This window comes from Pedobacter ginsenosidimutans, assembly GCF_001442625.1.
Lineage (GTDB): Bacteria > Bacteroidota > Bacteroidia > Sphingobacteriales > Sphingobacteriaceae > Pedobacter > Pedobacter ginsenosidimutans.
The window spans coordinates 246052-269143 of record NZ_LMZQ01000006.1 but is presented as its reverse complement, the minus strand read 5'-3'; the positions used below and the strand labels follow the sequence as shown (position 1 = coordinate 269143).

Sequence of the window (23092 nt, the reverse complement as noted above, 5' to 3'; positions counted from 1 at the left end):
TAACTAATCAATAAACTAAAACTAAAAGCATGAAAGAAAAATTACTCGTTTCGTTCCTTCTCATGGTGATGAGTTTCTCTGTACTGGCACAACAGAAGAAAATTACTGGAAAAGTTACATCAGAAAAGGATGGCCTTCCTATTCCAGGCGTTTCCGTTGTGGTACCAGGTGCAAGAATTGTAGCACAAACTGGCAGTGATGGTATATATAGTATCGCTGTTCCCAATAGTACCACTTCTCTTACCTTTCGTTTTATTGGTTTTGCAAGCAAAACCGTTTCGGTTACCGGTTCAACCCTAAATGTTGCACTAAAAGAAGAAAATAATGATTTAACAGATGTTATCGTAACCGGATACGCTACATTAAGGAAGAAAGATAATATAGGATCTATTGCTACAATTTCTGGTAAAGATCTCGAAAATAAACCCGTTCAAAGTTTTGACCAGGCTTTGGGCGGAAAGGCTGCGGGGGTTCAGATTACCATACCCAATGGCGTACTAAATAATCCTCCCGTTATCCGTATCCGCGGTACAAATTCAATATCATTAAGTTCTTATCCTTTAATTGTAATCGATGGTGTGGCCACCTATACCGGAGATTTGAGTGGTTCCAGTGCTCCGGGTAATGCCTTGTCGAGCATAAATCCAAATGATATTGAACGTTTAGAGGTTTTAAAAGATGCAGCAGCATCGGCAATTTATGGTAGTCGTGGAGCTAATGGCGTTATTTTGATCACCACAAAAAAAGGGAAAACAGGCAAGGCTGTTGTTAACTTCGATACCTGGGTTGGATCTACCAAGCCAAGAAATCTGCCTGTATTATTAGATGCATACCAATATACTGACCTTAAAAATGAAGGCTTAAGGAATGCAGGTACGTTCGATAATACAAATCCGGTAGTAGCAAACAGGAAGTATTTTGCGTTGTCAAATGATGCTTCGGGAAATGTAATCAATACCAATTGGTACGATTACATATATAGAACAGGCTATTCCAATAGTAATACCTTGAGCATTTCAGGGGGGAACGAATCTACAAACTATTATATGTCTGGAAGTTACACTACTCAGGAAGGTATTGTAGTAAATAATAATTATAACAGAAAGGCGGGATTATTTAAGGTTGATCATCGTGAAGGAAAGATCTTTGTTGTTGGTGGTAAATTATCTTATTCAAATGAAGAAAACCTTTCAGCTACTTCTACTGGCTCTTTAGCTGGAGAAGCTTTCGGAACCGGAGGGCTTGGTAGGTTGGCAATTGTAACTGCCCCCAATGTTTCTCCTTATAATAATGATGGAAGCTACAGCGTATTTAACGCTACAACTATTGGCAGGGGAGCAAATATGGGTTCAGATGTTGGATTTTATAATCCGGCAGCCGTACTTAATTTAGACCGCTCAAATAATGAGATCAATCACATTCAGGGTAATATTTATTTGCAGGCAAATATTACCTCCTGGTTAAATGCCAAGTCTACCTACGGAATCGACTATATATTTTCTGATAACGATTCTTTTGCCAATCCAATTAATGGTGGTTCGGCAGCTGCAGGTGGTTCAGCAGCCGAAAGTTTGAATAAAAACAAACGTTGGGTGTTAACAAATACGATCCAGGCAAACCGCACCTTTGCCCAGAAGCACAATGTTTCCCTGTTATTGGGTAATGAGCAACAAAGGAGTACTTCTTTGGGGTTTGGTGCATCGCGTACAACACTATCCGATCCTGCATTTAATGTTTTCGCTGCTGGTTATGCTACGCCATCAGTAAATGTTGCCAACATGGGCGAAAATTACCTGGTTTCGTTTTTTAGTGGATTAACTTATGATTATGATAAAAAATATTATTTAACGGCAAACGTTCGTCAGGATGAATATTCTGCATTCGGAGCAGACAATAAAAAAGGTGTTTTTTATGGAATAGGATTGGGTTGGGAGATTGCAAATGAGAAATTCTGGTCAAAAGCAGGTTTAGATAAAACTTTTTCAAGTTTTAAACTTAGGGGTTCGTACGGAACAGTTGGTAATACCAGTGGTTTAGGGAACCTGGCGTCATATTCATTCTATAGTACGGGTTTATATAACGGTTCGCCAACTTTGGTGCCTAACCAAACAGGAAACGACCAGATTGGCTGGGAATCGAGCAAAAAGCTTGATTTAGGTTTTAACTTTGGCATTTTGAACGATAGGATTACTGTTGAGGCGGCCTATTATAAGAATACGCTTGATGGTTTAATTTATGAAGTTCCCCAAGTGCCATCGGCAGGTTTACCATCAAGACCTCTCCTAAATATCGCCTCTATGTATAATAAGGGGTATGAGCTTACTGTTAGTGGCGATGCCATTCGCTCGGCAGACTTTAGCTGGTCGCCTTCTTTTAATGTATCATATAATAAAAATGAAATCATTTCACTCTCGGAGGGCCTAACCCAGTTTATACAAGCCACCTCTACATTAGAGTCGGCAAGCATTTCGCAGGTTGGAGGGCCATTGGGAATGATTTATGCTGTGCAAACAGCTGGCGTAGATGCTGCTACAGGTAGAAGAATTTTTATTGAAAAATCTACAGGTAAAAAAGTGCTTTATCAACAGGTTGCACCTGTTGGTCAATTCAGGTATGCTTATGAAGATGGTACGGAAGCAAAGAATGGTATTTCATTGAATAATGATGGTATTGCTTACCGCAATACCCAGCCTAAATTTTCAGGTGGTTTCGATAATACATTTCGCTACAAACATTTTGATTTAGGCCTTACTTTTACATTTCAACTTGGCTTTTATATCTATTACGGAACAAACTCTGGCTTAAGAGATCAGCGTTTTTGGAACAACTCTGAAGATATGTTAAGAAGGTGGACAGCTCCGGGTCAGCAAACTGATATTCCAAAAATAATTAATGGTGATAATGTTTCTAACGGTTCATCATTCCCGATTGATGTTAATGTTTTCAAAGGCGATTTCCTTAAACTGAGGAGCGCTAGTTTTGGCTATACACTCCCAAAAGACTTTTTAGCTAAGATAAGACTTTCAAATGTAAGGTTATATGTAAGCGGAAATAACCTGTTGATTTTTACTAAATATCCTGGTTCAGACCCCGAAGTATCTTCAAATGGAAATTCAACTGCAGGTAACTCCGCTCAAGGGGTCGAAAGAAATTCAGTAGGAAATGGTAGGGCATTTACAGCAGGTTTATCAGTTAAGTTCTAACAAATAATTTGAAAAAAAATGAAAAAGAAACTAATATATATTACTTGTTTAACAATTGCTTTGTTTGCAAGTTGCAAGAAAGAATTTCTTACACCAGAATCGGAAACAGCCGTTGCAACACTCAATTATGCACAGTTTTCAACTGTAGGCAGAATTCAGGGCCAGGTGTTGGGTTTGTATGCTGGTTTAAGGGCGGGAGACTTTTATGGAAGCCGTTATCTGGTTTATAACGAGCTCAGGGCTGATAATTTTATCGCGCAAAGTAGTAATTCAGTAACGGCTTACCAAACCTATAATTATACACTCGGAAATGGTGCGCAAGAAGTTACCGATTTTTGGGCTTCTGCCTACAACACGATAAACAGATGTAATTTGTTTATTGAGGGGATGGCAGCAAAAGGAACTTCTGTAGTTGGCGATGCTATTTCCAAAAACTATATTGCAGAGGCAAAACTGGTTCGTGCCATATCTTATTATAGCTTACTTCAGCTTTATGCCAGGCCATATTACGATGGTTTGGGAACAAAACCTGGTTTGCCTTTGCGTTTATCGGGCAATTCGGTAGCCGGGAATTATGATCTGGCCAGAAGTTCAGTTGGGACGATCTATACGCAGATTTTAAAAGATTTAAACGAAGCGGAAACAGATCTGCCTTTAACCTACGGAACTGTTGCCGTAACAAACGTAACAAGGGCCCATCGAAACACAGCAATTGCATTTAAAACGAGGGTATACCTTACTATGCAGAAATATGCTGAGGTAATAACCGAAGCAAATAAAATCGTAAGTGCTGCTGCGCCTTTTACGGCTGCAACAGGTGTTCCGCTTGCTTTGCAAGCCGATATTACCAACGTATTTAAAACACCATATACCACAAGCGAATCCATTTTGTCGATGCCCTTTGTGAGTGGTACTGAAGTAGGAGGTGGACAAAGTGCTTTAGGCTCATATTTTTTTGGGGTAAAACTATACTCTTTAAATCCAAGTGGGATTATTGGAGATCCAACTTTTACAGCTGCAGACAAAAGAAGAAGTTTTATTACCGTATCGGCAGGACTGCCTTATATGTCTAAATTTCCTACGCTTGCCGCTGCTGGATATGCAGATTATGTTCCGGTAATACGTTATTCGGAGGTGCTGCTTAACCTTGGTGAGGCCATTGCAAGAAGTACAAATTCGGTAGACGCAAGAGCTGTTGCATTGCTCAATGCTGTAAGGTCTAGATCGGATGCTACAACTGTTTTTACTGTGGCAGGCTTTGGTTCATCACAAGCCTTGTTTGATACTTTCCTCAAAGAGCGTAATATCGAATTTTTGGGCGAGGGTTTTAGAAGTCCTGATTTGTTGCGTTTAGGCTTGACGATCCCTGGTAAAAGCAATGTTGATCCTGTGCCTCCAACTTCAACACAATATATTTGGCCGATATCGGGAGCAGAGTTGTTATATAATAAACTCATGACTGATAATTAATATTTTTTACGCATTATTTAAACTTAAAGAGGCAATCTTCGTCAGGAGGTTGCCTCTTTTATGGATACTGGCTATTGTTTTTGAGCCAATAAAATTTCGTTTTATTGTGGTTATGAGAAGAGTTAAGCCTAATTTTTTCATGTTGGGGCTATTTAATCTCTATTAAATCGAAAAATAATAACTAAACCTTTCTCATTTTCAATATTTTGCTTACATTTGCATCCCCGATAATACGGGAAATTTAAAAACCACGAGAGGAGGTATTTCAGCGTTATGATCATTATCAACATTAAAGACGGCGAATCATTAGATAAAGCCCTTAAACGTTTCAAGAAAAAGTTTGAAAAAACTGGTGTATTGAGAGAACTACGTAGTCGCCAAGCATACGAGAAAAAATCCGTTGCTCGCCGTACTGAAATTAAACATGCTGTTTACATTCAGAATATGAATCTAGATACAACTTCTTAGTTGTTTACGATATAAATACATTAAAGCTCCGATCATTTGATCGGAGCTTTTTTGGTTTTAAAAGAAATCAAAAACTTTACAATAAACAATTAATTAATGATTTCTTTATATCAAAACTATTTGTAACTTCATATCAATGCCCAGCAAAAAAATATTGAATGTTGCTAAAAAGTTTTATAACCTATTTAACTCACGAGAAGCGCTATTCTCAGCATACCATTACCTCTTATCAAACAGATTTAGATCAGTTTGAAGAGTATATCAATATTACGTTCGATCTAAACTTTTTAGAAGTTAAGCATATTCACCTAAGAAGCTATATGGTAGATCTGATGGAGAAGAAAGTATCAGAACAGACCATCAATAGAAAAATTTCAACATTAAGGAGCTTTTATAAATTTTTGCATCGAAGCGGAAAGATTGATCAAAATCCTACCGTTTTAATTAAGGCACCAAAAATACCCAAAAGACTACCCGTATTTGTTGATTCGCAAAAGATGGATCAGCTATTGGATTCAGAGCATTATTTTAATGAAAGCTTCTCTTCTGTTCGCGATCATCTGGTAATTGAACTGCTTTTTGGTACAGGCATGCGTTTAACAGAACTACTCCAGCTAAAAGATACTGATATTGATATTTATTCGGGAACAATAAAGGTATTGGGTAAAAGAAATAAAGAACGGATCATCCCCGTAAATAAACAGCTTATCAATCAGGTAAATACCTATATTGAGCTAAAAAAGTTGCAAAACTTTAATAACAATTTGCCTATCTTAATCGTTACCAATACAGGTGCAGCGGCATATCCAAAATTAATATACCGTATTGTTACCTCATACCTAAACCACGTATCAACCAATGAGAAGAAAAGTCCCCACGTGCTTCGGCACAGTTATGCAACAAGCCTGCTAAATGCAGGAGCAGATCTAAATGCAATTAAAGAACTTTTGGGGCACGCCAGCTTAGCAGCAACCCAGGTGTATACCCACAATTCGATCGAAAGATTAAAAACAATTTATAAACAAGCCCATCCAAAGGCGTAAAAAAAAGGAGGAAAAATGAAAATCGGAGTTCAATCAATCCACTTCAGTGCAGACAGTAAGTTGTTAGATTTTATACAAAAAAAAGCAAATAAGCTAGATCAGTTTTTCGACCAGATCATTAGCGGAGAAGTGTATTTAAAGTTAGAGAACGTAGAGGACGAGGCCAATAAGATTAGTGAGATAAAACTCATTGTACCGGGTGGGACCCTCTTCGCTAAAGAACAATGTAAATCATTTGAAGAAGCCACAGATCTGGCAATTGAATCGTTAAGAAAGCAGATCACTAAACATAAGGATAAAACACGCGCAAAATTAAGTGAGCATAAAGCAATTTTAAGCGAAAGCGAAGCTGCTGATTACTAAAAATCAGCATAATTTTAAAAAAGGCAACATGATTAATCATTATGTTGCCTTTTTTTATGGGCTATAGTGAGGGATTTGCTGTTGTTTTTGACTAATAAATAATGGTATTGATTGTTTTTTTTAAAAATTTAATAAGGATATAAACGATTTAGTGGTGTTAAAGGATATAAGAAGTGGTAGCTGGAAAGCGCCAGGACATGGGGGCAAGCGCAATTAAACTTAAAAACCGATTCATATTCGTTAGAACACAGAAAAAGATGAAAAAATAATACAATTTTAAGCGAAAGCAAAGCGACTGATTATGAAGTACCTATTATTTTAAATCGTCTTAATTGAGTGGGAGGGCTAAAAATTTCGCTATTTTTTTTCAAATTTATTTTGAAGTGAAATATAAGTGTGTATATTTGCATTCCCTTTCGGAAACGGTGTTAGGCCAAGAAGAAAAGGCTTGTTCTTTAAAAAGATAAAAGTTTTAAAAAAACACGTTAATAGTATGAAAAATGAAGATTTTTCGTATCATTGCACAAAATTTAAAGCCTCCTTAGCTCAGCTGGTAGAGCAACTGACTTGTAATCAGTAGGTCATTGGTTCGATTCCGATAGGAGGCTCTTTTTATTTTAAAGTGTTAGCATTTTAAAGTAGAAAATGGGGAGATTCCAGAGCGGCCAAATGGGACAGACTGTAACTCTGTTATCGCAAGATTTCGAAGGTTCGAATCCTTCTCTCCCCACACTTTAAATGAACGACCAAATGTTTTAATGAGAGATTATTTCTATCATTCTTTCATTCAATCAATCACTAGTTTTTAAAAGCGGAAGTAGCTCAGTTGGTAGAGCGATAGCCTTCCAAGCTATAGGTCGCGAGTTCGAACCTCGTCTTCCGCTCCAATAAAAATTAGAAAGTGGGCAGTTATTGGTAACAGTTTTAATTTGGTTAAAACTAAAAGGCTGGAACTGGAAACTAAAAAGCCGACTTAGCTCAGCGGTAGAGCACTTCCTTGGTAAGGAAGAGGTCATGGGTTCAATTCCCATAGTTGGCTCAGGATAATAAAGCTTTGTTAAATCTGTTTAATATGCAGGGTAGACAAGGTTTTTTGTGTTGCATTGCATCAAAACAATAAATAAAATTAATAAAAAGTTAACCTACTAATTAGTTATAAATAAAATGGCAAAAGAAAAATTTGACCGTAGTAAACCGCACTTAAACATCGGTACAATCGGTCACGTCGATCACGGTAAAACAACTTTAACAGCAGCTATTACAAAAGTTTTAGCTGATGCAGGTTTATCTGAGGCACGTTCATTCGATTCAATTGACTCAGCTCCTGAGGAAAAAGAAAGAGGTATTACAATTAATACTGCGCACGTTGAGTATTCAACTGCAAACCGTCACTACGCACACGTAGATTGTCCAGGTCACGCGGATTATGTTAAAAACATGGTTACAGGTGCGGCTCAAATGGATGGTGCTATTATCGTTGTTGCTGCTACTGATGGTCCAATGCCACAAACTCGTGAGCACATCTTATTGGCTCGTCAGGTTGGTGTACCTTCATTGGTTGTATTCATGAACAAAGTGGATATGGTTGATGATCCTGAATTATTAGAATTAGTAGAAATGGAAGTTCGTGAATTATTATCGTTCTACGATTTCCCTGGTGATGATATTCCTGTTATTCAAGGTTCTGCTTTAGGTGGTTTGAACGGAGATGCTAAATGGGTAGCAAAAATTATGGAATTAATGGATGCTGTTGATAGCTACATTCCAATTCCTCCACGTTTAACTGATCTTCCATTCTTAATGCCTGTTGAAGATGTATTCTCGATCACTGGTCGTGGTACTGTAGCAACTGGTCGTATCGAGCGTGGTGTAATCAACTCTGGAGATCCTGTTGAAATCTTAGGTATGGGTGCTGAGAACTTAAAATCTACAGTAACTGGTGTTGAGATGTTCCGTAAGATCTTAGATTATGGTGAAGCTGGTGATAACGTAGGTTTATTGTTACGTGGTATTGAGAAAACTGATATCCGTCGTGGTATGGTAATCTGTAAACCAGGTTCAGTAACTCCTCACACTGATTTCAAAGCTGAGATCTATGTATTATCAAAAGCAGAAGGTGGTCGTCACACTCCATTCTTCAACAAATACCGTCCTCAATTCTATTTCCGTACTACAGACGTTACTGGTGAAATTTCACTAGCTGAAGGTACTGAGATGGTAATGCCAGGTGATAACGTTACAATCACTGTAAAGTTGATCAACGCTATCGCAATGGAAAAAGGTCTACGTTTCGCTATCCGTGAAGGTGGTAGAACAGTAGGTGCTGGTCAGGTAACTGAAATTTTAAAATAAATCTTAAATCCCGATTTATCGGGACTAAAGAAAAATAAGAAAAGCAAAGTGTTTGAGCACGCTTAAGCACTTTGCTTTCTAATTACGGGAATAGTTCAACGGTAGAATAGAGGTCTCCAAAACCTTTGATCAGGGTTCGAATCCTTGTTCCCGTGCTCAAAACAATGGTTGAGTAATTGAATGAGTGAATGATTGAATTTGAAAGTTAGCTTTCGAATATTATCATTCACTCATTTAGTCATTCTGTCATTCAATAAATTAAATATGGCTAAAGTAGTTGAGTTTATAAAAGAATCGTACGATGAAATGACCCAGAAGGTTACATGGCCTACCTGGGGTGAACTGCAAAGTTCGGCAATTCTTGTATTAGTGGCTTCTTTAATTATTGCATTGGTTATTTTTGCAATGGATAAAGGATCAACATTTGTGTTAGATACTTTTTATAAATCACTTTCTAATTAATATTTACTAATGAGCGATCTAAAGTGGTACGTTGTAAGGGCTGTTAGCGGTAAGGAAAAGAAAGTAAAACAGTACATTGATGCTGAGATCAGCCGTTTAGGTTTCTCTCATTTGGTTCCTCAGGTTTTAATACCAATGGAAAAATATTACCAAATGAAAGATGGTAAAAAAATTGCCAAAGAACGTAACTTCTATCCAGGTTATGTTTTAATCGAAGCTACATTAGATGGAGAATTAGAGCACATCATTAAAGGAATTAATAGCGTTATTGGTTTTCTGGGTGATAAAGCTGGTAACCCAATCCCAATGCGCCAGGCAGAAGTTAACCGTATTTTAGGTGTGGTTGATGAAATGAGCGAGCAAGGTGAAACGATGAATGTACCTTACTATGTTGGCGAAGGCATCAAAGTAATGGACGGACCTTTCAATGGTTTCTCAGGTATTATCGAAGAGGTAAACGAAGAGAAGAAAAAACTGAAAGTAATGGTTAAAATCTTCGGTCGTAAAACACCACTTGAGCTTAACTACATGCAAGTAGAAAAAGAATAAGAAATTATTTTGAAATATTCAGAAGCCTCGATTAATTCGGGGCTTTTTTTTGTCTTCATTTTTTAGATACGTTTTTGTCTTATTTGTTTGTAGTTTTAAATTTATTGCTATATTAGTTTAGTATTGCATTTACACAAAATATCCCGATTAAAAATTGTCCCATTTTTATTGTAACTATTTAATATAAATAAAGGATGAAAAACAATCTATTTAACGGAAATCTATTTAAGATTTCACTCTCATTAATAAGCATTACACTTTTGTTCGTACAAGCCTGTAAGAATGATAAAACTGAACTTAGAAATATAGACCCGATCGCCAGTGCCAAAGCCTGGTACTTAAAGAGTAATATAAATGGCAGTATGCAACTGCAACTTCAATCAAGTAAAGGGACCATTCAGCAAATCAAACAGGAGATAGACTGGGTGAGTGCAAAGGCATTTAAACTTGATGATGGTACCGATGTGTTTGGCATTCCTGTAAAAATGATTTTAGGCGAAGCTGTGCTTGGTGGGAGTTTCATGATGCTCATTTCCAAGGATAAAATCGGTTATAACCTGCAGATTGCTTATAATACGAGGACAGATTATTTTAAGGGCAGTATCTCTAATAAGGAGATGATCAATATCTATAAGCAGACCCTCGTACCCGATAAAATAAATTTGCGTGGAAACGGAAGTGGAGCTAAGCTAATGGCTATTACCTGCACCAATTGGCATATGGTAACCAATTTTTACGATGGTGCTGGTAATTTCATCACCAGTACATCACGGTTTTTATATCAAAGTTGTAGTGGCGATATAGGCGATTATCCAGAACCAGATCATGGCGGACCCGTAGATTGTGCTGGTACTTTGGCAGGGGGAGCTTATTTGTCAGATTGTGGCTGTATTTGGGGGAGCAACGGGAATTTTGGAGTGCTATAAAGTTATAATGAAAGTAGTCGTTGATCCAAACGTAAGACAATGTTTAAAAGATATAAAAGCTGCTCTTGAAGCTTTAGGAATGAAAAATACAAGCAGGAGTTTTAAATAAATTAAATCTGAGTACCGGTTTAGATTTTAATGCTACAATTACTGAGGGAAGTATAAATTCAAAATATATCGCTGAGACAACTTGGGAAACGAATCCAAATGGTAATAGAATTACTCAAATTAAATTTAATGAAACTTATTTAAACCGTGCAACAGATCTGAAAATGGCTGGTACCATGATGCATGAATATATCCATGCTTATTTTGATTGGAATCTATATCTGATGAAAAGTGGTGCTACAACTTATGATGCTAACTTTGAAAAAACATATAAATTACTTTTTGATGAAAGTGGTGTTCCATTAAACGATGGATTTGGCGCTAATCAGCATGAACAGATAGCTACTAGCTTTGTGAAAGAAATTGCAGCCATGCTTAAAATTTATGCAGCAAACCAAAATATTCCATTACCTGCCGATCCATTGTATTTTGAAAAGATTGGTTGGGGAGGCTTACAATATACATCATTATACAAGTATGCGCCAGAAGGAACAACATATGCAAACAGTGCTGAGGCTGGAAATAATTCAACAACTATAACACAAACGATTAAGTGTAAAAAATTATAACTTATGAAACTAGGGTATATTATTTTCTTATTAATTATGCTAAGCACTTTTCAATTGCTAGCACAAAATGATAATAGCCAAAAGTATATTCTTGTTAGCTTAGATAGCTCTAAAATAAAAAGCTTAGTTGGCTATTCATTCTGTAAAACACAAGACAAATTTAATAAACAAATTTATGTGTTTAGCATTAGGTATAACTTGCAACGGATTACTAAAAGTAAGATTGATTCAGACGCGGATTTTATGTTTGTTTTCTATATAATTCCAAAGGGCAATAAAGTTAAACTAACAATAATAAGTAACATCGACACAATTTTAAATAATGCTGTAAAAGATATAGTAAATGTTAAAAATGAATTACTCCAGGCGGGCAGTATTGATGATTTTAATTTTAAACCAGTATTAAGTCATAAAGGGCAATTATTTGGATTTGTAAATGCAGATATATTTGGCCAGGCGTTTAATTTAAAAGAAGAAGTACAATATTTTCCTGAATATAAGCCGCTGAGCTCAAATCGATATGAGCTAAATTTACTCAAAAAGCCTTATATTGAAGAGGATATTAAGTCTTTACAAAAGAAAGTAATAAGCGATACAAGTGGTTTTTTTCATTTTGATTATGATGGTTTTGATGGGAAATGGAACATAAAGGCGGTTAATAAAGTTGAAAAAAGTATAGTTTTTTGGATAAACTTAGTAAGGGTAGCTACTGGAACCTACAGTTTTGGCCGTTTTGTCACAGAAGTGCGTTTTAAAATAAATATCGGGATAACAGATTTTAAAGTGATAAGATTATTCCCCTTTTTTGATGAAAAATACAATAGAGAACCTGAACTAGTTCAATTTAATTTTAAACAGTTTGTAGATTTAAAAACTCTGATTAACTAGATTTAAGGCTTATTGGAATTACTAATAATATATTTCTCTCCATCTATTGTGCATTTACAAGATTATCCATATCTTTGCAGTCCTTTAAGCTTTATAGGAGCTCTAAGGAATTAAATGTTACATGCTTCCAATATTTAACATTGAGTTTTAAATAAACAAAAAACACAAAATGGCAAAAGAAGTCAGTGCAATGATCAAATTACAGATCAAAGGCGGAGCGGCAAATCCATCGCCACCAGTAGGACCTGCATTAGGTGCTAAAGGGGTGAATATTATGGAGTTTTGCAAACAGTACAACGCTCGTACCCAAGATAAAGCAGGTAAAGTATTGCCAGTTGTAATTACTGTTTATGCTGATAAGTCATTCGATTTCATCATCAAAACCCCTCCTGTAGCTATCCAGTTAAAAGATGCTACTAAATTACAGAGTGGTTCTGCTGAGCCTAACCGTAAAAAAGTTGGATCGGTGACCTGGGACCAGATTAAAGTTATTGCTGAAGATAAAATGCCTGATTTAAATGCATTTACAATCGAATCTGCAATGAGTATGGTTGCTGGTACAGCACGCAGTATGGGAATCACCGTTTCTGGTGACGCACCCTGGAACAATTAATTAAAAAACAGTTTACAACAGTGGCGAAATTAACTAAAAATCAAAAAAAGGCACACGCTAAAATAGAAGCTGGTAAAGCTTATACTTTACAGGCTGCTGCTGCTTTGGTAAAAGAAATCACTACCACTAAATTCGATGCATCAGTTGATATTGATGTATCTTTAGGTGTAGATCCGCGTAAAGCGAATCAAATGGTACGTGGTATAGCTACTTTACCACACGGTACAGGTAAAACTGTACGTGTTTTAGCTCTAGTAACTCCTGATAAGGAAGAAGAAGCAAAAGCAGCCGGCGCAGACTTCGTAGGTTTAGACGAATATGTGGCTAAAATTGAAGGTGGTTGGACCGATGTAGACATTATTATCACAACACCAGCTTGTATGGCAAAAGTAGGTAAATTAGGCCGCGTTTTAGGTCCAAGGAACTTAATGCCAAATCCAAAATCTGGTACAGTAACTAACGAAGTTGGTAAAGCTGTAACAGAGGTTAAAGCAGGTAAGATTGATTTTAAAGTAGACAAAAGCGGTATTATACACGCTTCAATAGGGAAAGTATCATTCCCAGCAGATAAAATTTATGAGAATGCACTTGAAATCATTCAGGTAATTTCAAAATTAAAACCATCTGCTGCTAAAGGAACTTATTTTAAAAGCATTCACGTGTCTTCTACAATGAGTCCTGGAATTGCAATTGAAACAAAATCAGTAGCGGGGATTTAATCATGAACAGAGAAGAAAAAAACGAAGTAGTTTTAGAACTACAAGGACAAATGCAAGAGTATGGCAATTTCTATATTGCTGATACCTCTAGCCTTTCTGTTGAGCAGATTAACAACATCCGCCGCAAATGTTTCGAAGGTGATATCATCATGAAAGTTGCTAAAAACTCTTTAATCCGCAAAGCGATTGAAGGTTTAGATGGCGATGCTTCTGAGATATACGAAGCCCTTAAAGGTTCATCATCATTATTATTCTCAAAAACAGCAAACGCTCCGGCTAAGTTGATTAAAACTTTGAGAAGAACATCTGATAAACCAGTGCTTAAAGCAGCATATATAGATTCATCAGTATACGTTGGCGATGACCAATTGAATAACTTAGTAAGCTTAAAATCGAGAGAAGAGCTTATTGGCGATATCATTGGATTATTACAATCACCAGCTAAGAATGTTATATCTGCGCTTAAATCAAGCGGAGGCAAAATTGCAGGAATTGTTAAAACTCTACAAGAAAGAGAAGGTTAACGAACACCTTAAGTTCGCAATTAAACAAAATTATTTTTACGTAAATTTTTAAAATCTTAATAAAATGGCAGATTTAAAATCGTTTGCTGAGCAATTAGTAAACTTAACAGTTAAAGAAGTTAACGAATTAGCTCAAATCTTAAAAGACGAGTATGGTATCGAGCCTGCAGCTGCTGCTGTAGTTGCTGGTCCTGCTGCTGGTGGTGATGCACCTGCTGCTGCTGCAGAAAAAACATCATTTGATGTTATCTTAAAAGAAGCTGGTGGCGCTAAATTAGCAGTTGTAAAACTTGTTAAAGACTTAACTGGCCTTGGTTTGAAAGAAGCAAAAGACTTAGTAGACGGAGCACCAAAAGAATTAAAAGCTGGTGTTACTAAAGACGAAGCAGAAGCTCTTAAAAAACAATTAGAAGAAGCTGGAGCAGTAGTTGAGATTAAGTAATCACTTAACTTAGCTAAGCTAAAAATGTATTAGACACCGACTGAAAATGTTGGTGTCTTTACCTGTTTATAAACATCTCATTTTGTTTGGTTAATGAGAATGCTTGAAACTGAAACCAAACAAATAGTTTATTCTTAAACTAAAATCTTTTAGTCCATTGGCAAAGACAGTCGAACAAAGAGTAAATTTTGCAACTAGTAAGCACATTATAGACTATCCGGATTTTCTGGATGTGCAATTGCAATCATTCAGAGAATTTTTCCAGATAGATACCACATCAGACGACCGCTCTAGCGAAGGTTTGTTTAAAGTGTTTGCTGAAAACTTTCCAATAACAGATTCAAGAAATATCTTCGTATTGGAGTTTCTTGATTATTTTGTTGATCCGCCACGTTACGATATACATGAGTGTATTGAGCGTGGATTAACCTACAATGTTCCATTAAAAGCAAAGCTGAAGCTTTCTTGTAATGATGTAGAACATGAAGATTTTGAAACCATTATTCAGGATGTGTACTTAGGTACAATCCCGTATATGACACCAAAAGGTACGTTTGTTATCAACGGTGCAGAACGTGTTATCGTTTCGCAATTACACCGTTCTCCAGGAGTGTTCTTCGGTCAAAGCCGTCACACAAATGGAACCAAATTGTATTCTGCACGTGTAATTCCTTTCAAAGGTTCATGGATCGAGTTTGCTACAGACGTTAATAACGTGATGTATGCTTATATCGATCGTAAGAAAAAATTCCCGGTTACCACTTTATTACGTGCTATCGGTTACGATTCTGATAAAGATATCTTAGAACTTTTTGATCTTGCTGACGAAGTAAAAGTTAGTAAATCTGGTTTGAAGAAATACATCGGTCGTAAACTGGCTGCAAGGGTATTAAAAAAATGGGTTGAAGATTTTGTAGATGAAGATACAGGTGAGGTAGTTTCTATCGACCGTAATGAAGTGATTCTTGAAAGAGAAACCGTTTTAGAAGACGAACACATTGATATGGTTATCGAAGCTGGCGTAAAAAGCATCATCTTATCTAAAGAAGATGGCGCAAGTCAGGCTGATTATACCATTATATATAATACATTACAGAAAGATACATCAAACTCAGAAAAAGAAGCTGTAGAAAACATCTATCGTGCTTTGCGTAACGCAGAACCACCTGATGAGGAAACAGCTCGTGGTATCATTGATCGTTTATTCTTTTCGGATAAACGTTACGATTTAGGAGATGTTGGTCGTTACCGCATCAACCGTAAATTAAAAATGAATACCCCTGATGAGGTTAAAGTATTAACAAAAGCAGATATTATTGCAATTGTAAAATACCTGATCAAATTGATCAACTCAAAAGAAGAGGTAGATGATATCGATCACTTATCTAACCGTCGTGTACGTACGGTAGGTGAGCAATTGTACGCACAATTTGGTGTTGGTTTAGCCCGTATGGCCAGAACAATCCGTGAGCGTATGAACATTCGCGATAACGAGGTGTTTACACCAACTGATTTGATTAACGCCCGTACGTTATCATCGGTTATCAACTCTTTCTTTGGTACTAACCAGTTATCTCAGTTCATGGATCAAACAAATCCATTGGCAGAGATCACGCACAAACGCCGTTTATCGGCTTTAGGTCCAGGTGGTTTATCACGTGAGCGTGCCGGTTTCGAGGTACGTGACGTTCACTATACTCACTATGGTCGTTTATGTACTATTGAAACTCCAGAGGGACCAAACATTGGTTTGATTTCATCACTTTGTGTGCATGCAAAAATCAACAATTTAGGTTTCATTGAAACACCATACAAACGTGTTGAAGATGGTAAAGTAGTTGTAGATTCAGACGTTATTTATTTATCTGCTGAAGATGAAGATGGTAAAACCATTGCTCAGGCCAATGCAGAGTATGATGATAAAGGTAACTTTACCACACCACGTGTTAAAGCGCGTTATGAGGGTGACTTCCCGATTATTGAGCCTGAGAAATTAGACTTAATGGACGTTGCGCCTAACCAGATTACTTCAATCGCTGCTTCGTTAATTCCGTTCTTAGAACATGATGATGCGAACAGGGCTTTGATGGGATCGAACATGCAACGTCAGGCCGTACCATTGTTACGTCCTGAAGCGCCAATTGTAGGTACAGGTTTAGAAGGTCGCGTTGCACGTGACTCAAGAACTTTGATCAACGCAGAAGGTGACGGTGTTGTAGAGTATGTTGATGCTAACGAAATCACAATTAAATATGAGCGTAACGAAGATGATCGTTTAGTTTCATTTGAAGGTGATAGCAAAACTTACCGTTTAATTAAATTCAAAAAAACCAACCAGAATACTTGTATCAACTTAAAACCAATCGTTAAGAAAGGTCAGAAAGTGACTAAAGGACAAGTACTTTGCGAAGGTTATGCAACTGAAAATGGTGAATTAGCATTAGGTAGAAACTTGAAAGTGGCATTCATGCCTTGGCAAGGTTTCAACTTTGAGGATGCGATTGTAATCAACGAGCGTATTGTTCGTGATGACGTTTTCACTTCATTGCATATTGAAGAGTTTGAATTAGAAGTACGTGATACTAAACGTGGAGAAGAGGAATTAACACCAGATATCCCGAACGTTTCTGAAGAGGCTACTAAAGACCTTGATGAAAACGGTATTATCCGTATTGGTGCTGATGTAAAAGAAGGTGATATTTTAATTGGTAAGATTACTCCAAAAGGAGAATCCGATCCTTCACCGGAAGAGAAATTACTACGTGCAATTTTCGGTGATAAAGCAGGTGATGTTAAAGATGCGTCTTTAAAAACTCCTCCTTCGATCCAAGGTGTAGTAATTGATACTAAATTATTCAGCCGTGCTAAGAAAACTACAAAAGCTGAGGAAAAATCGGCAATTGAGAAATTAGACAAAGGATATAACAATATCACTGAGAAATTAAAAGCAGAATTAGTTGACAAATTATTCACTATCGTAAACGGCAAAACATCTCAGGGTGTATTTAACATTTACAAAGAATTATTAGTTGCTAAAGGCGCTAAATTTACTCAGAAAATTTTAGCTGAGCTTGATTATAATCACATTAGCCCTAACAAATGGACTACTGATGATGATAAAAACGAGATGATTAAAATGTTGCTTCACAACTACGGTATCCGTGTTAACGAAGAACTTGGTGCTTACAAACGCGATAAATTCGCGATCAGTGTAGGTGATGAGCTTCCTTCAGGAATCGTACAGATGGCAAAAGTTTATGTAGCTAAAAAACGTAAATTAAAAGTAGGTGATAAAATGGCAGGTCGCCACGGTAACAAAGGTATTGTTGCACGTATTGTACGTGATGAAGATATGCCTTTCTTAGCTGATGGTAGTCCGGTTGATATCGTGTTGAACCCACTGGGTGTACCTTCACGTATGAACCTTGGTCAGATCTACGAAACCGTATTGGCATGGGCCGGTAAAGAATTGGGTGTTAAATTTGCAACTCCGATTTTTGATGGTGCTACGCATGATGAGGTGGAAGAATGGATCGCTAAAGCAGGAGTTCCTGCTTCAGGAAAAACCTACTTATACAATGGTTTAACAGGTGAGCGTTTCGATCAGACTACAACTGTAGGTATTATCTACATGTTGAAATTAGGTCACATGGTTGATGATAAGATGCACGCCCGTTCAATCGGACCATACTCATTAATTACACAACAACCATTGGGTGGTAAAGCTCAGTTCGGTGGTCAGCGTTTTGGTGAGATGGAGGTTTGGGCATTAGAGGCATTCGGTGCAGCTAATATTCTTCAGGAGATCTTAACCGTTAAATCGGATGATGTAATCGGAAGAGCCAAAACTTACGAAGCCATTGTTAAAGGTGAAAACCTACCAACGCCAGGTGTACCAGAATCGTTCAACGTATTGGTACATGAGTTACGCGGATTAGGTTTAGATATTACGTTAGACTAAGTATTGAGTATTAATGTATCGAGTATCAAGATTGGATTATCCGTTTTGATACTCGATACTAAGTACTTGCTACTAAAAACAAAAAGATATGTCTTACAAAAAGGATAATAAATTAAAAAGCAATTTCACATCAATCACGATTAGCTTATCGTCTCCAGAAATTATTTTGGAACGTTCAAGCGGTGAGGTGTTGAAACCAGAAACCATTAACTACCGTACTTACAAACCTGAGCGTGATGGTTTGTTCTGTGAGCGTATTTTTGGTCCGGTAAAAGATTACGAATGTCATTGCGGTAAATACAAACGTATCCGTTATAAAGGTATTGTTTGCGATCGTTGTGGTGTTGAAGTAACGGAGAAAAAAGTACGTCGTGAGCGTATGGGACACATTGCTTTAGTGGTTCCTGTTGCACACATCTGGTACTTCCGCTCTTTACCAAACAAAATCGGTTATTTATTAGGTTTACCTACTAAAAAATTAGATTTAATTATCTATTACGAGCGTTACGTAGTTATTCAATCAGGCTTAATGGCTGAAGAAGGTATCAACTATATGGACTTCTTAACGGAAGAAGAATATTTAGATATCTTAGATAAATTACCTAAAGAAAACCAATATCTGGATGATAAAGATCCTAATAAATTCATCGCCAAAATGGGTGCTGAAGCATTAGAAGATTTATTAAAACGTATTGATTTAGATACTTTATCTTATGATTTACGTCACCAGGCAGCTAACGAAACTTCTCAGCAACGTAAAAATGAGGCTTTAAAACGTCTTCAGGTTGTTGAAGCTTTCCGTGGAGCTAATACACGTATTGAGAATCGCCCTGAGTGGATGATTGTTAAAATCGTTCCGGTTATTCCACCAGAATTACGTCCGTTAGTACCATTAGAAGGTGGCCGTTTCGCTACTTCCGATTTAAATGATTTATACCGTCGTGTAATTATCCGTAACAACCGTTTAAAACGTTTGATCGAGATTAAAGCACCAGAGGTAATTTTACGTAACGAGAAACGTATGTTGCAGGAAGCTGTAGATTCGTTATTCGATAACTCACGTAAAGTTAATGCGGTTAAAACTGAAGGTAACCGTGCTTTGAAATCACTTTCAGACATCTTGAAAGGTAAACAAGGTCGTTTCCGTCAGAATTTATTAGGTAAACGTGTGGATTATTCAGCTCGTTCAGTAATTGTTGTAGGGCCTAGCCTTAAATTACACGAGTGCGGTATTCCTAAAGATATGGCTGCTGAGCTTTACAAACCGTTCATTATTCGTAAGATGATTGAGCGTGGTGTAGTAAAAACAGTTAAATCTGCTAAGAAAATCGTTGATAGAAAAGATCCATTAGTTTGGGATATCTTAGAAAATGTATTAAAAGGTCACCCGGTATTATTAAACCGTGCACCAACGCTACACAGACTAGGTATTCAGGCTTTCCAGCCAAAATTAATTGAAGGAAAAGCAATCCAGTTACACCCATTAGTTTGTACTGCATTCAACGCCGATTTTGATGGTGACCAGATGGCTGTCCACTTACCTTTAGGTAACGCAGCAATTTTGGAAGCCCAGGTATTAATGTTGGCCGCACACAATATCTTAAACCCTGCAAACGGTACACCAATTACAGTACCATCACAGGATATGGTTTTGGGTCTTTATTATATTACTAAAGGCCGTAGAACAGATGAAACCAGAGTTGTAAAAGGACAGGATTCGAATTTCTATTCTCCGGAAGAAGTTATTATTGCTTATAACGAGAAAGAATTAGACTTGCACGCATTTATCAAAGTAAGGGTAAATGTTAAACAAGCCGATGGTTCTATCGTTAATAAATTAACTGAAACCACTGTTGGTAGAGTATTGTTCAACCAAATGGTTCCTGAAGAAGTTGGTTATATCAATGAATTATTAACCAAAAAATCTTTAAGAGATATTATTGGTGAAGTAGTGAAAATGACTGGTATGGCCCGTGCTTCTCAATTCTTAGATGATATCAAAGAATTAGGATTCCGTATGGCATTCCAGGGAGGTTTATCGTTCAACTTACAAGACGTAAACATTCCGGTAGAAAAACATACTTTATTAGAACAGGCAGCAGCTGAGGTTGAAGAGGTAAGAAACAACTATAACATGGGTTTCATTACCAACAACGAGCGTTACAACCAGATTATCGATATCTGGACCCGTATCAACAACAGGTTAACTACATTCGTTATGACTCAGTTATCATCAGATAACCAAGGTTTTAACTCGGTTTACATGATGCTTGATTCAGGTGCACGTGGATCTAAAGAGCAGATTCGTCAGCTTTGCGGAATGCGTGGTTTGATGGCGAAACCTCAAAAATCAGGTTCAGGTGGCGATATCATCGAAAACCCGATCTTATCAAACTTTAAAGAAGGTTTATCGGTATTAGAGTACTTTATCTCTACTCACGGTGCACGTAAAGGTTTGGCAGATACGGCGTTAAAAACGGCGGATGCAGGTTACTTAACCCGTCGTTTACATGATGTGGCGCAGGATATGATTGTTAACGATAACGATTGTGGTACTTTAAGAGGTATGTATACAACCGCTTTAAAAGATCAGGAAGATATCGTTGAACCATTATACGACAGGATTTTAGGCCGTACTTCACTACATGATGTGTACAATCCATTGGATAACACTTTATTGGTAGGTGCCGGAGAAGATATTAACGAAGATGTAGCTAAATTGATCGAAGAATCTCCACTAGAAGGTATCGAGATCCGTTCAGTACTAACTTGCGAATCTAAACGTGGTGTTTGTGCATTATGTTATGGCCGTAACTTAGCATCTGGTAAACGCGTTCAAAGAGGTGAGGCAGTTGGTGTAATTGCAGCACAGTCAATCGGTGAGCCGGGTACACAGTTAACACTTCGTACTTTCCACGTGGGTGGTACTGCATCAAACATTGCTGCAGAATCTAACATCGTAGCTAAGTTTGATGGTGTTATCGAATTCGAAAATATCCGTACTGTTGATACACAAACAGAAGAAGGAACAGTTCAGGTGGTATTAGGTCGTTCAGGTGAGTTCAAAATTGTTGAGCCAGGAACCGGACGTATCATTGTAACCAACAACATTCCTTACGGTGCATTTTTGTTCGTAAAAGAAGGTGATAAACTTTCTAAAGGTGATAAAATCTGTTCGTGGGATCCGTACAACGCGGTTATTCTATCAGAATTTGCCGGTAAAGCACAATTTGATGCCATTATTGAAGGTGTAACCTTCCGTGAAGAATCAGATGAGCAAACTGGTCACCGTGAAAAAGTAATTATCGATACACGTGATAAAACTAAAAACCCTTCAGTTCAGATCGTTGATAAGAAAGGTGAATTCATTAAAGGTTATAACATTCCGGTAGGTGCCCACGTTTCAGTTGATGAAGGTGAAACAATCCAAACTGGTCAGATTATCGCTAAGATTCCTCGTGCAACTGGTAAAACCCGAGATATTACAGGTGGTTTACCTCGTGTAACGGAATTATTTGAAGCGCGTAACCCATCTAACCCAGCTGTAGTAACTGAGATTGATGGTGTGGTAACTTTAGGTGGCGTTAAACGTGGTAACCGCGAAATCACAATCGAATCGAAAGATGGTGAAGTTAAAAAATACCTGGTTCCATTGTCGAAACACATCCTTGTTCAGGATAACGACTTTGTAAAAGCAGGTATGCCTTTATCAGATGGTTCAATTTCTCCTGCCGATATCTTATCAATTAAAGGCCCTGCAGCGGTTCAGGAATACCTGGTAAATGGTATTCAAGAGGTTTACCGTTTACAAGGTGTGAAAATTAACGATAAGCACTTCGAGGTAATTGTTCACCAGATGATGCAGAAAGTTCACATTGAAGATCCAGGTGATACTATTTTCTTAGAAAACAATGCTGTTGACCGTTGGGATTTTGCTGACGAGAATGATGCAATGTACGATAAGAAAGTAGTTGAAGACGCAGGTGATTCTACAGATTTCAAACCAGGTCAGATCGTTTCATTACGTAGATTGAGAGACGAAAATTCTCAATTGAAACGTAAAGATTTAAAACAGATCACGGTTAGAGATGCAAGACCAGCAACTGCAAGTTCTATCTTACAAGGTATTACACGTGCATCATTAGGTACTAAATCGTTCATTTCTGCGGCTTCGTTCCAGGAAACTACGAAAGTACTAAATGAGGCAGCTATTGCAGGTAAACGCGATAATATGTTAGGCTTGAAAGAAAACGTGATCGTTGGTCACTTAATCCCTTCAGGTACTGGTGTACGTGGTTACGAAAGAATCATCGTTGGTTCGCAAGAAGAATACGATAAATTATTAGCTTCGAAACAAGAAGAAGTAGAAGCTTAGATTTTAATCTAACAATAATTTCAAGCCCCCGATGTAAAATCGGGGGCTTTTTTGTTA

General features: G+C 37.3%; 17 protein-coding genes and 5 tRNA genes. All 22 read left to right on the top strand.

The window, feature by feature from the left end:
* Positions 1-29: 29 nt before the first annotated feature.
* Positions 30-3203, top strand: a complete 3174-nt coding sequence (locus ASU31_RS11675; protein WP_057932479.1) for a SusC/RagA family TonB-linked outer membrane protein — start codon at positions 30-32, stop codon at positions 3201-3203.
* Positions 3204-3221: 18 nt separating this feature from the next.
* Positions 3222-4673, top strand: coding sequence for a RagB/SusD family nutrient uptake outer membrane protein (locus ASU31_RS11670; RefSeq protein WP_057932478.1), 1452 nt, complete (start codon positions 3222-3224; stop codon positions 4671-4673).
* 273 nt (positions 4674-4946) lie between these two features.
* On the top strand, positions 4947-5141 hold the full coding sequence (gene rpsU, locus ASU31_RS11665; protein ID WP_025143268.1) for a 30S ribosomal protein S21: 195 nt from the start codon (positions 4947-4949) through the stop codon (positions 5139-5141).
* A 158-nt stretch (positions 5142-5299) separates the two neighbouring features.
* The gene (locus ASU31_RS11660) at positions 5300-6184 is read left to right on the top strand and encodes a tyrosine-type recombinase/integrase (protein WP_057932477.1); all 885 of its coding nucleotides are present in this window, start codon (positions 5300-5302) and stop codon (positions 6182-6184) included.
* 15 nt (positions 6185-6199) lie between these two features.
* Positions 6200-6547 carry a ribosome hibernation-promoting factor, HPF/YfiA family gene (gene hpf / locus ASU31_RS11655; protein ID WP_025143266.1) on the top strand — a complete coding sequence of 116 codons (348 nt, stop codon included), beginning with the start codon at positions 6200-6202 and terminating at the stop codon, positions 6545-6547.
* 535 nt (positions 6548-7082) lie between these two features.
* Positions 7083-7155, top strand: a tRNA-Thr gene (locus ASU31_RS11650).
* Between the two features lie 39 nt (positions 7156-7194).
* Positions 7195-7277: transfer RNA gene (locus tag ASU31_RS11645), tRNA-Tyr, on the top strand.
* An 81-nt stretch (positions 7278-7358) separates the two neighbouring features.
* A tRNA-Gly gene (locus ASU31_RS11640) sits at positions 7359-7434 on the top strand.
* Between the two features lie 80 nt (positions 7435-7514).
* Positions 7515-7586, top strand: a tRNA-Thr gene (locus ASU31_RS11635).
* A gap of 125 nt (positions 7587-7711) precedes the next feature.
* The gene (gene tuf / locus ASU31_RS11630) at positions 7712-8899 is read left to right on the top strand and encodes an elongation factor Tu (RefSeq protein ID WP_057932476.1); all 1188 of its coding nucleotides are present in this window, start codon (positions 7712-7714) and stop codon (positions 8897-8899) included.
* Positions 8900-8983: 84 nt separating this feature from the next.
* Positions 8984-9054: transfer RNA gene (locus ASU31_RS11625), tRNA-Trp, on the top strand.
* A 109-nt stretch (positions 9055-9163) separates the two neighbouring features.
* The gene (secE, locus tag ASU31_RS11620; protein WP_029279332.1) at positions 9164-9361 is read left to right on the top strand and encodes a preprotein translocase subunit SecE; all 198 of its coding nucleotides are present in this window, start codon (positions 9164-9166) and stop codon (positions 9359-9361) included.
* A 9-nt stretch (positions 9362-9370) separates the two neighbouring features.
* Entirely contained in the window at positions 9371-9910 is a 540-nt protein-coding gene (gene nusG / locus ASU31_RS11615) for a transcription termination/antitermination protein NusG (protein WP_025143263.1), read from the top strand.
* Between the two features lie 194 nt (positions 9911-10104).
* Positions 10105-10836 (top strand): hypothetical protein, encoded by a 732-nt coding sequence (locus tag ASU31_RS11610; protein ID WP_057932475.1) that lies wholly within the window; start codon positions 10105-10107, stop codon positions 10834-10836.
* Between the two features lie 272 nt (positions 10837-11108).
* On the top strand, positions 11109-11513 hold the full coding sequence (locus ASU31_RS11605; RefSeq protein WP_057932474.1) for a hypothetical protein: 405 nt from the start codon (positions 11109-11111) through the stop codon (positions 11511-11513).
* 3 nt (positions 11514-11516) lie between these two features.
* Entirely contained in the window at positions 11517-12401 is an 885-nt protein-coding gene (locus ASU31_RS11600) for a hypothetical protein (RefSeq protein WP_157257979.1), read from the top strand.
* Between the two features lie 169 nt (positions 12402-12570).
* Positions 12571-13014 (top strand): 50S ribosomal protein L11, encoded by a 444-nt coding sequence (gene rplK, locus ASU31_RS11595; protein ID WP_010601094.1) that lies wholly within the window; start codon positions 12571-12573, stop codon positions 13012-13014.
* Positions 13015-13034: 20 nt separating this feature from the next.
* The gene (gene rplA, locus ASU31_RS11590; RefSeq protein ID WP_029279316.1) at positions 13035-13733 is read left to right on the top strand and encodes a 50S ribosomal protein L1; all 699 of its coding nucleotides are present in this window, start codon (positions 13035-13037) and stop codon (positions 13731-13733) included.
* A gap of 2 nt (positions 13734-13735) precedes the next feature.
* Positions 13736-14257, top strand: a complete 522-nt coding sequence (gene rplJ, locus ASU31_RS11585) for a 50S ribosomal protein L10 (RefSeq protein WP_057932472.1) — start codon at positions 13736-13738, stop codon at positions 14255-14257.
* 64 nt (positions 14258-14321) lie between these two features.
* Positions 14322-14699 (top strand): 50S ribosomal protein L7/L12, encoded by a 378-nt coding sequence (rplL, locus tag ASU31_RS11580; protein ID WP_029279312.1) that lies wholly within the window; start codon positions 14322-14324, stop codon positions 14697-14699.
* A gap of 157 nt (positions 14700-14856) precedes the next feature.
* Positions 14857-18660: a DNA-directed RNA polymerase subunit beta gene (gene rpoB, locus ASU31_RS11575; RefSeq protein ID WP_057932471.1), complete on the top strand. Its 3804-nt coding sequence runs from the start codon at positions 14857-14859 to the stop codon at positions 18658-18660.
* An 88-nt stretch (positions 18661-18748) separates the two neighbouring features.
* Complete coding sequence (gene rpoC / locus ASU31_RS11570) at positions 18749-23035, top strand: DNA-directed RNA polymerase subunit beta' (protein WP_057932470.1); 4287 nt, start codon at positions 18749-18751, stop codon at positions 23033-23035.
* Positions 23036-23092: the final 57 nt, after the last annotated feature.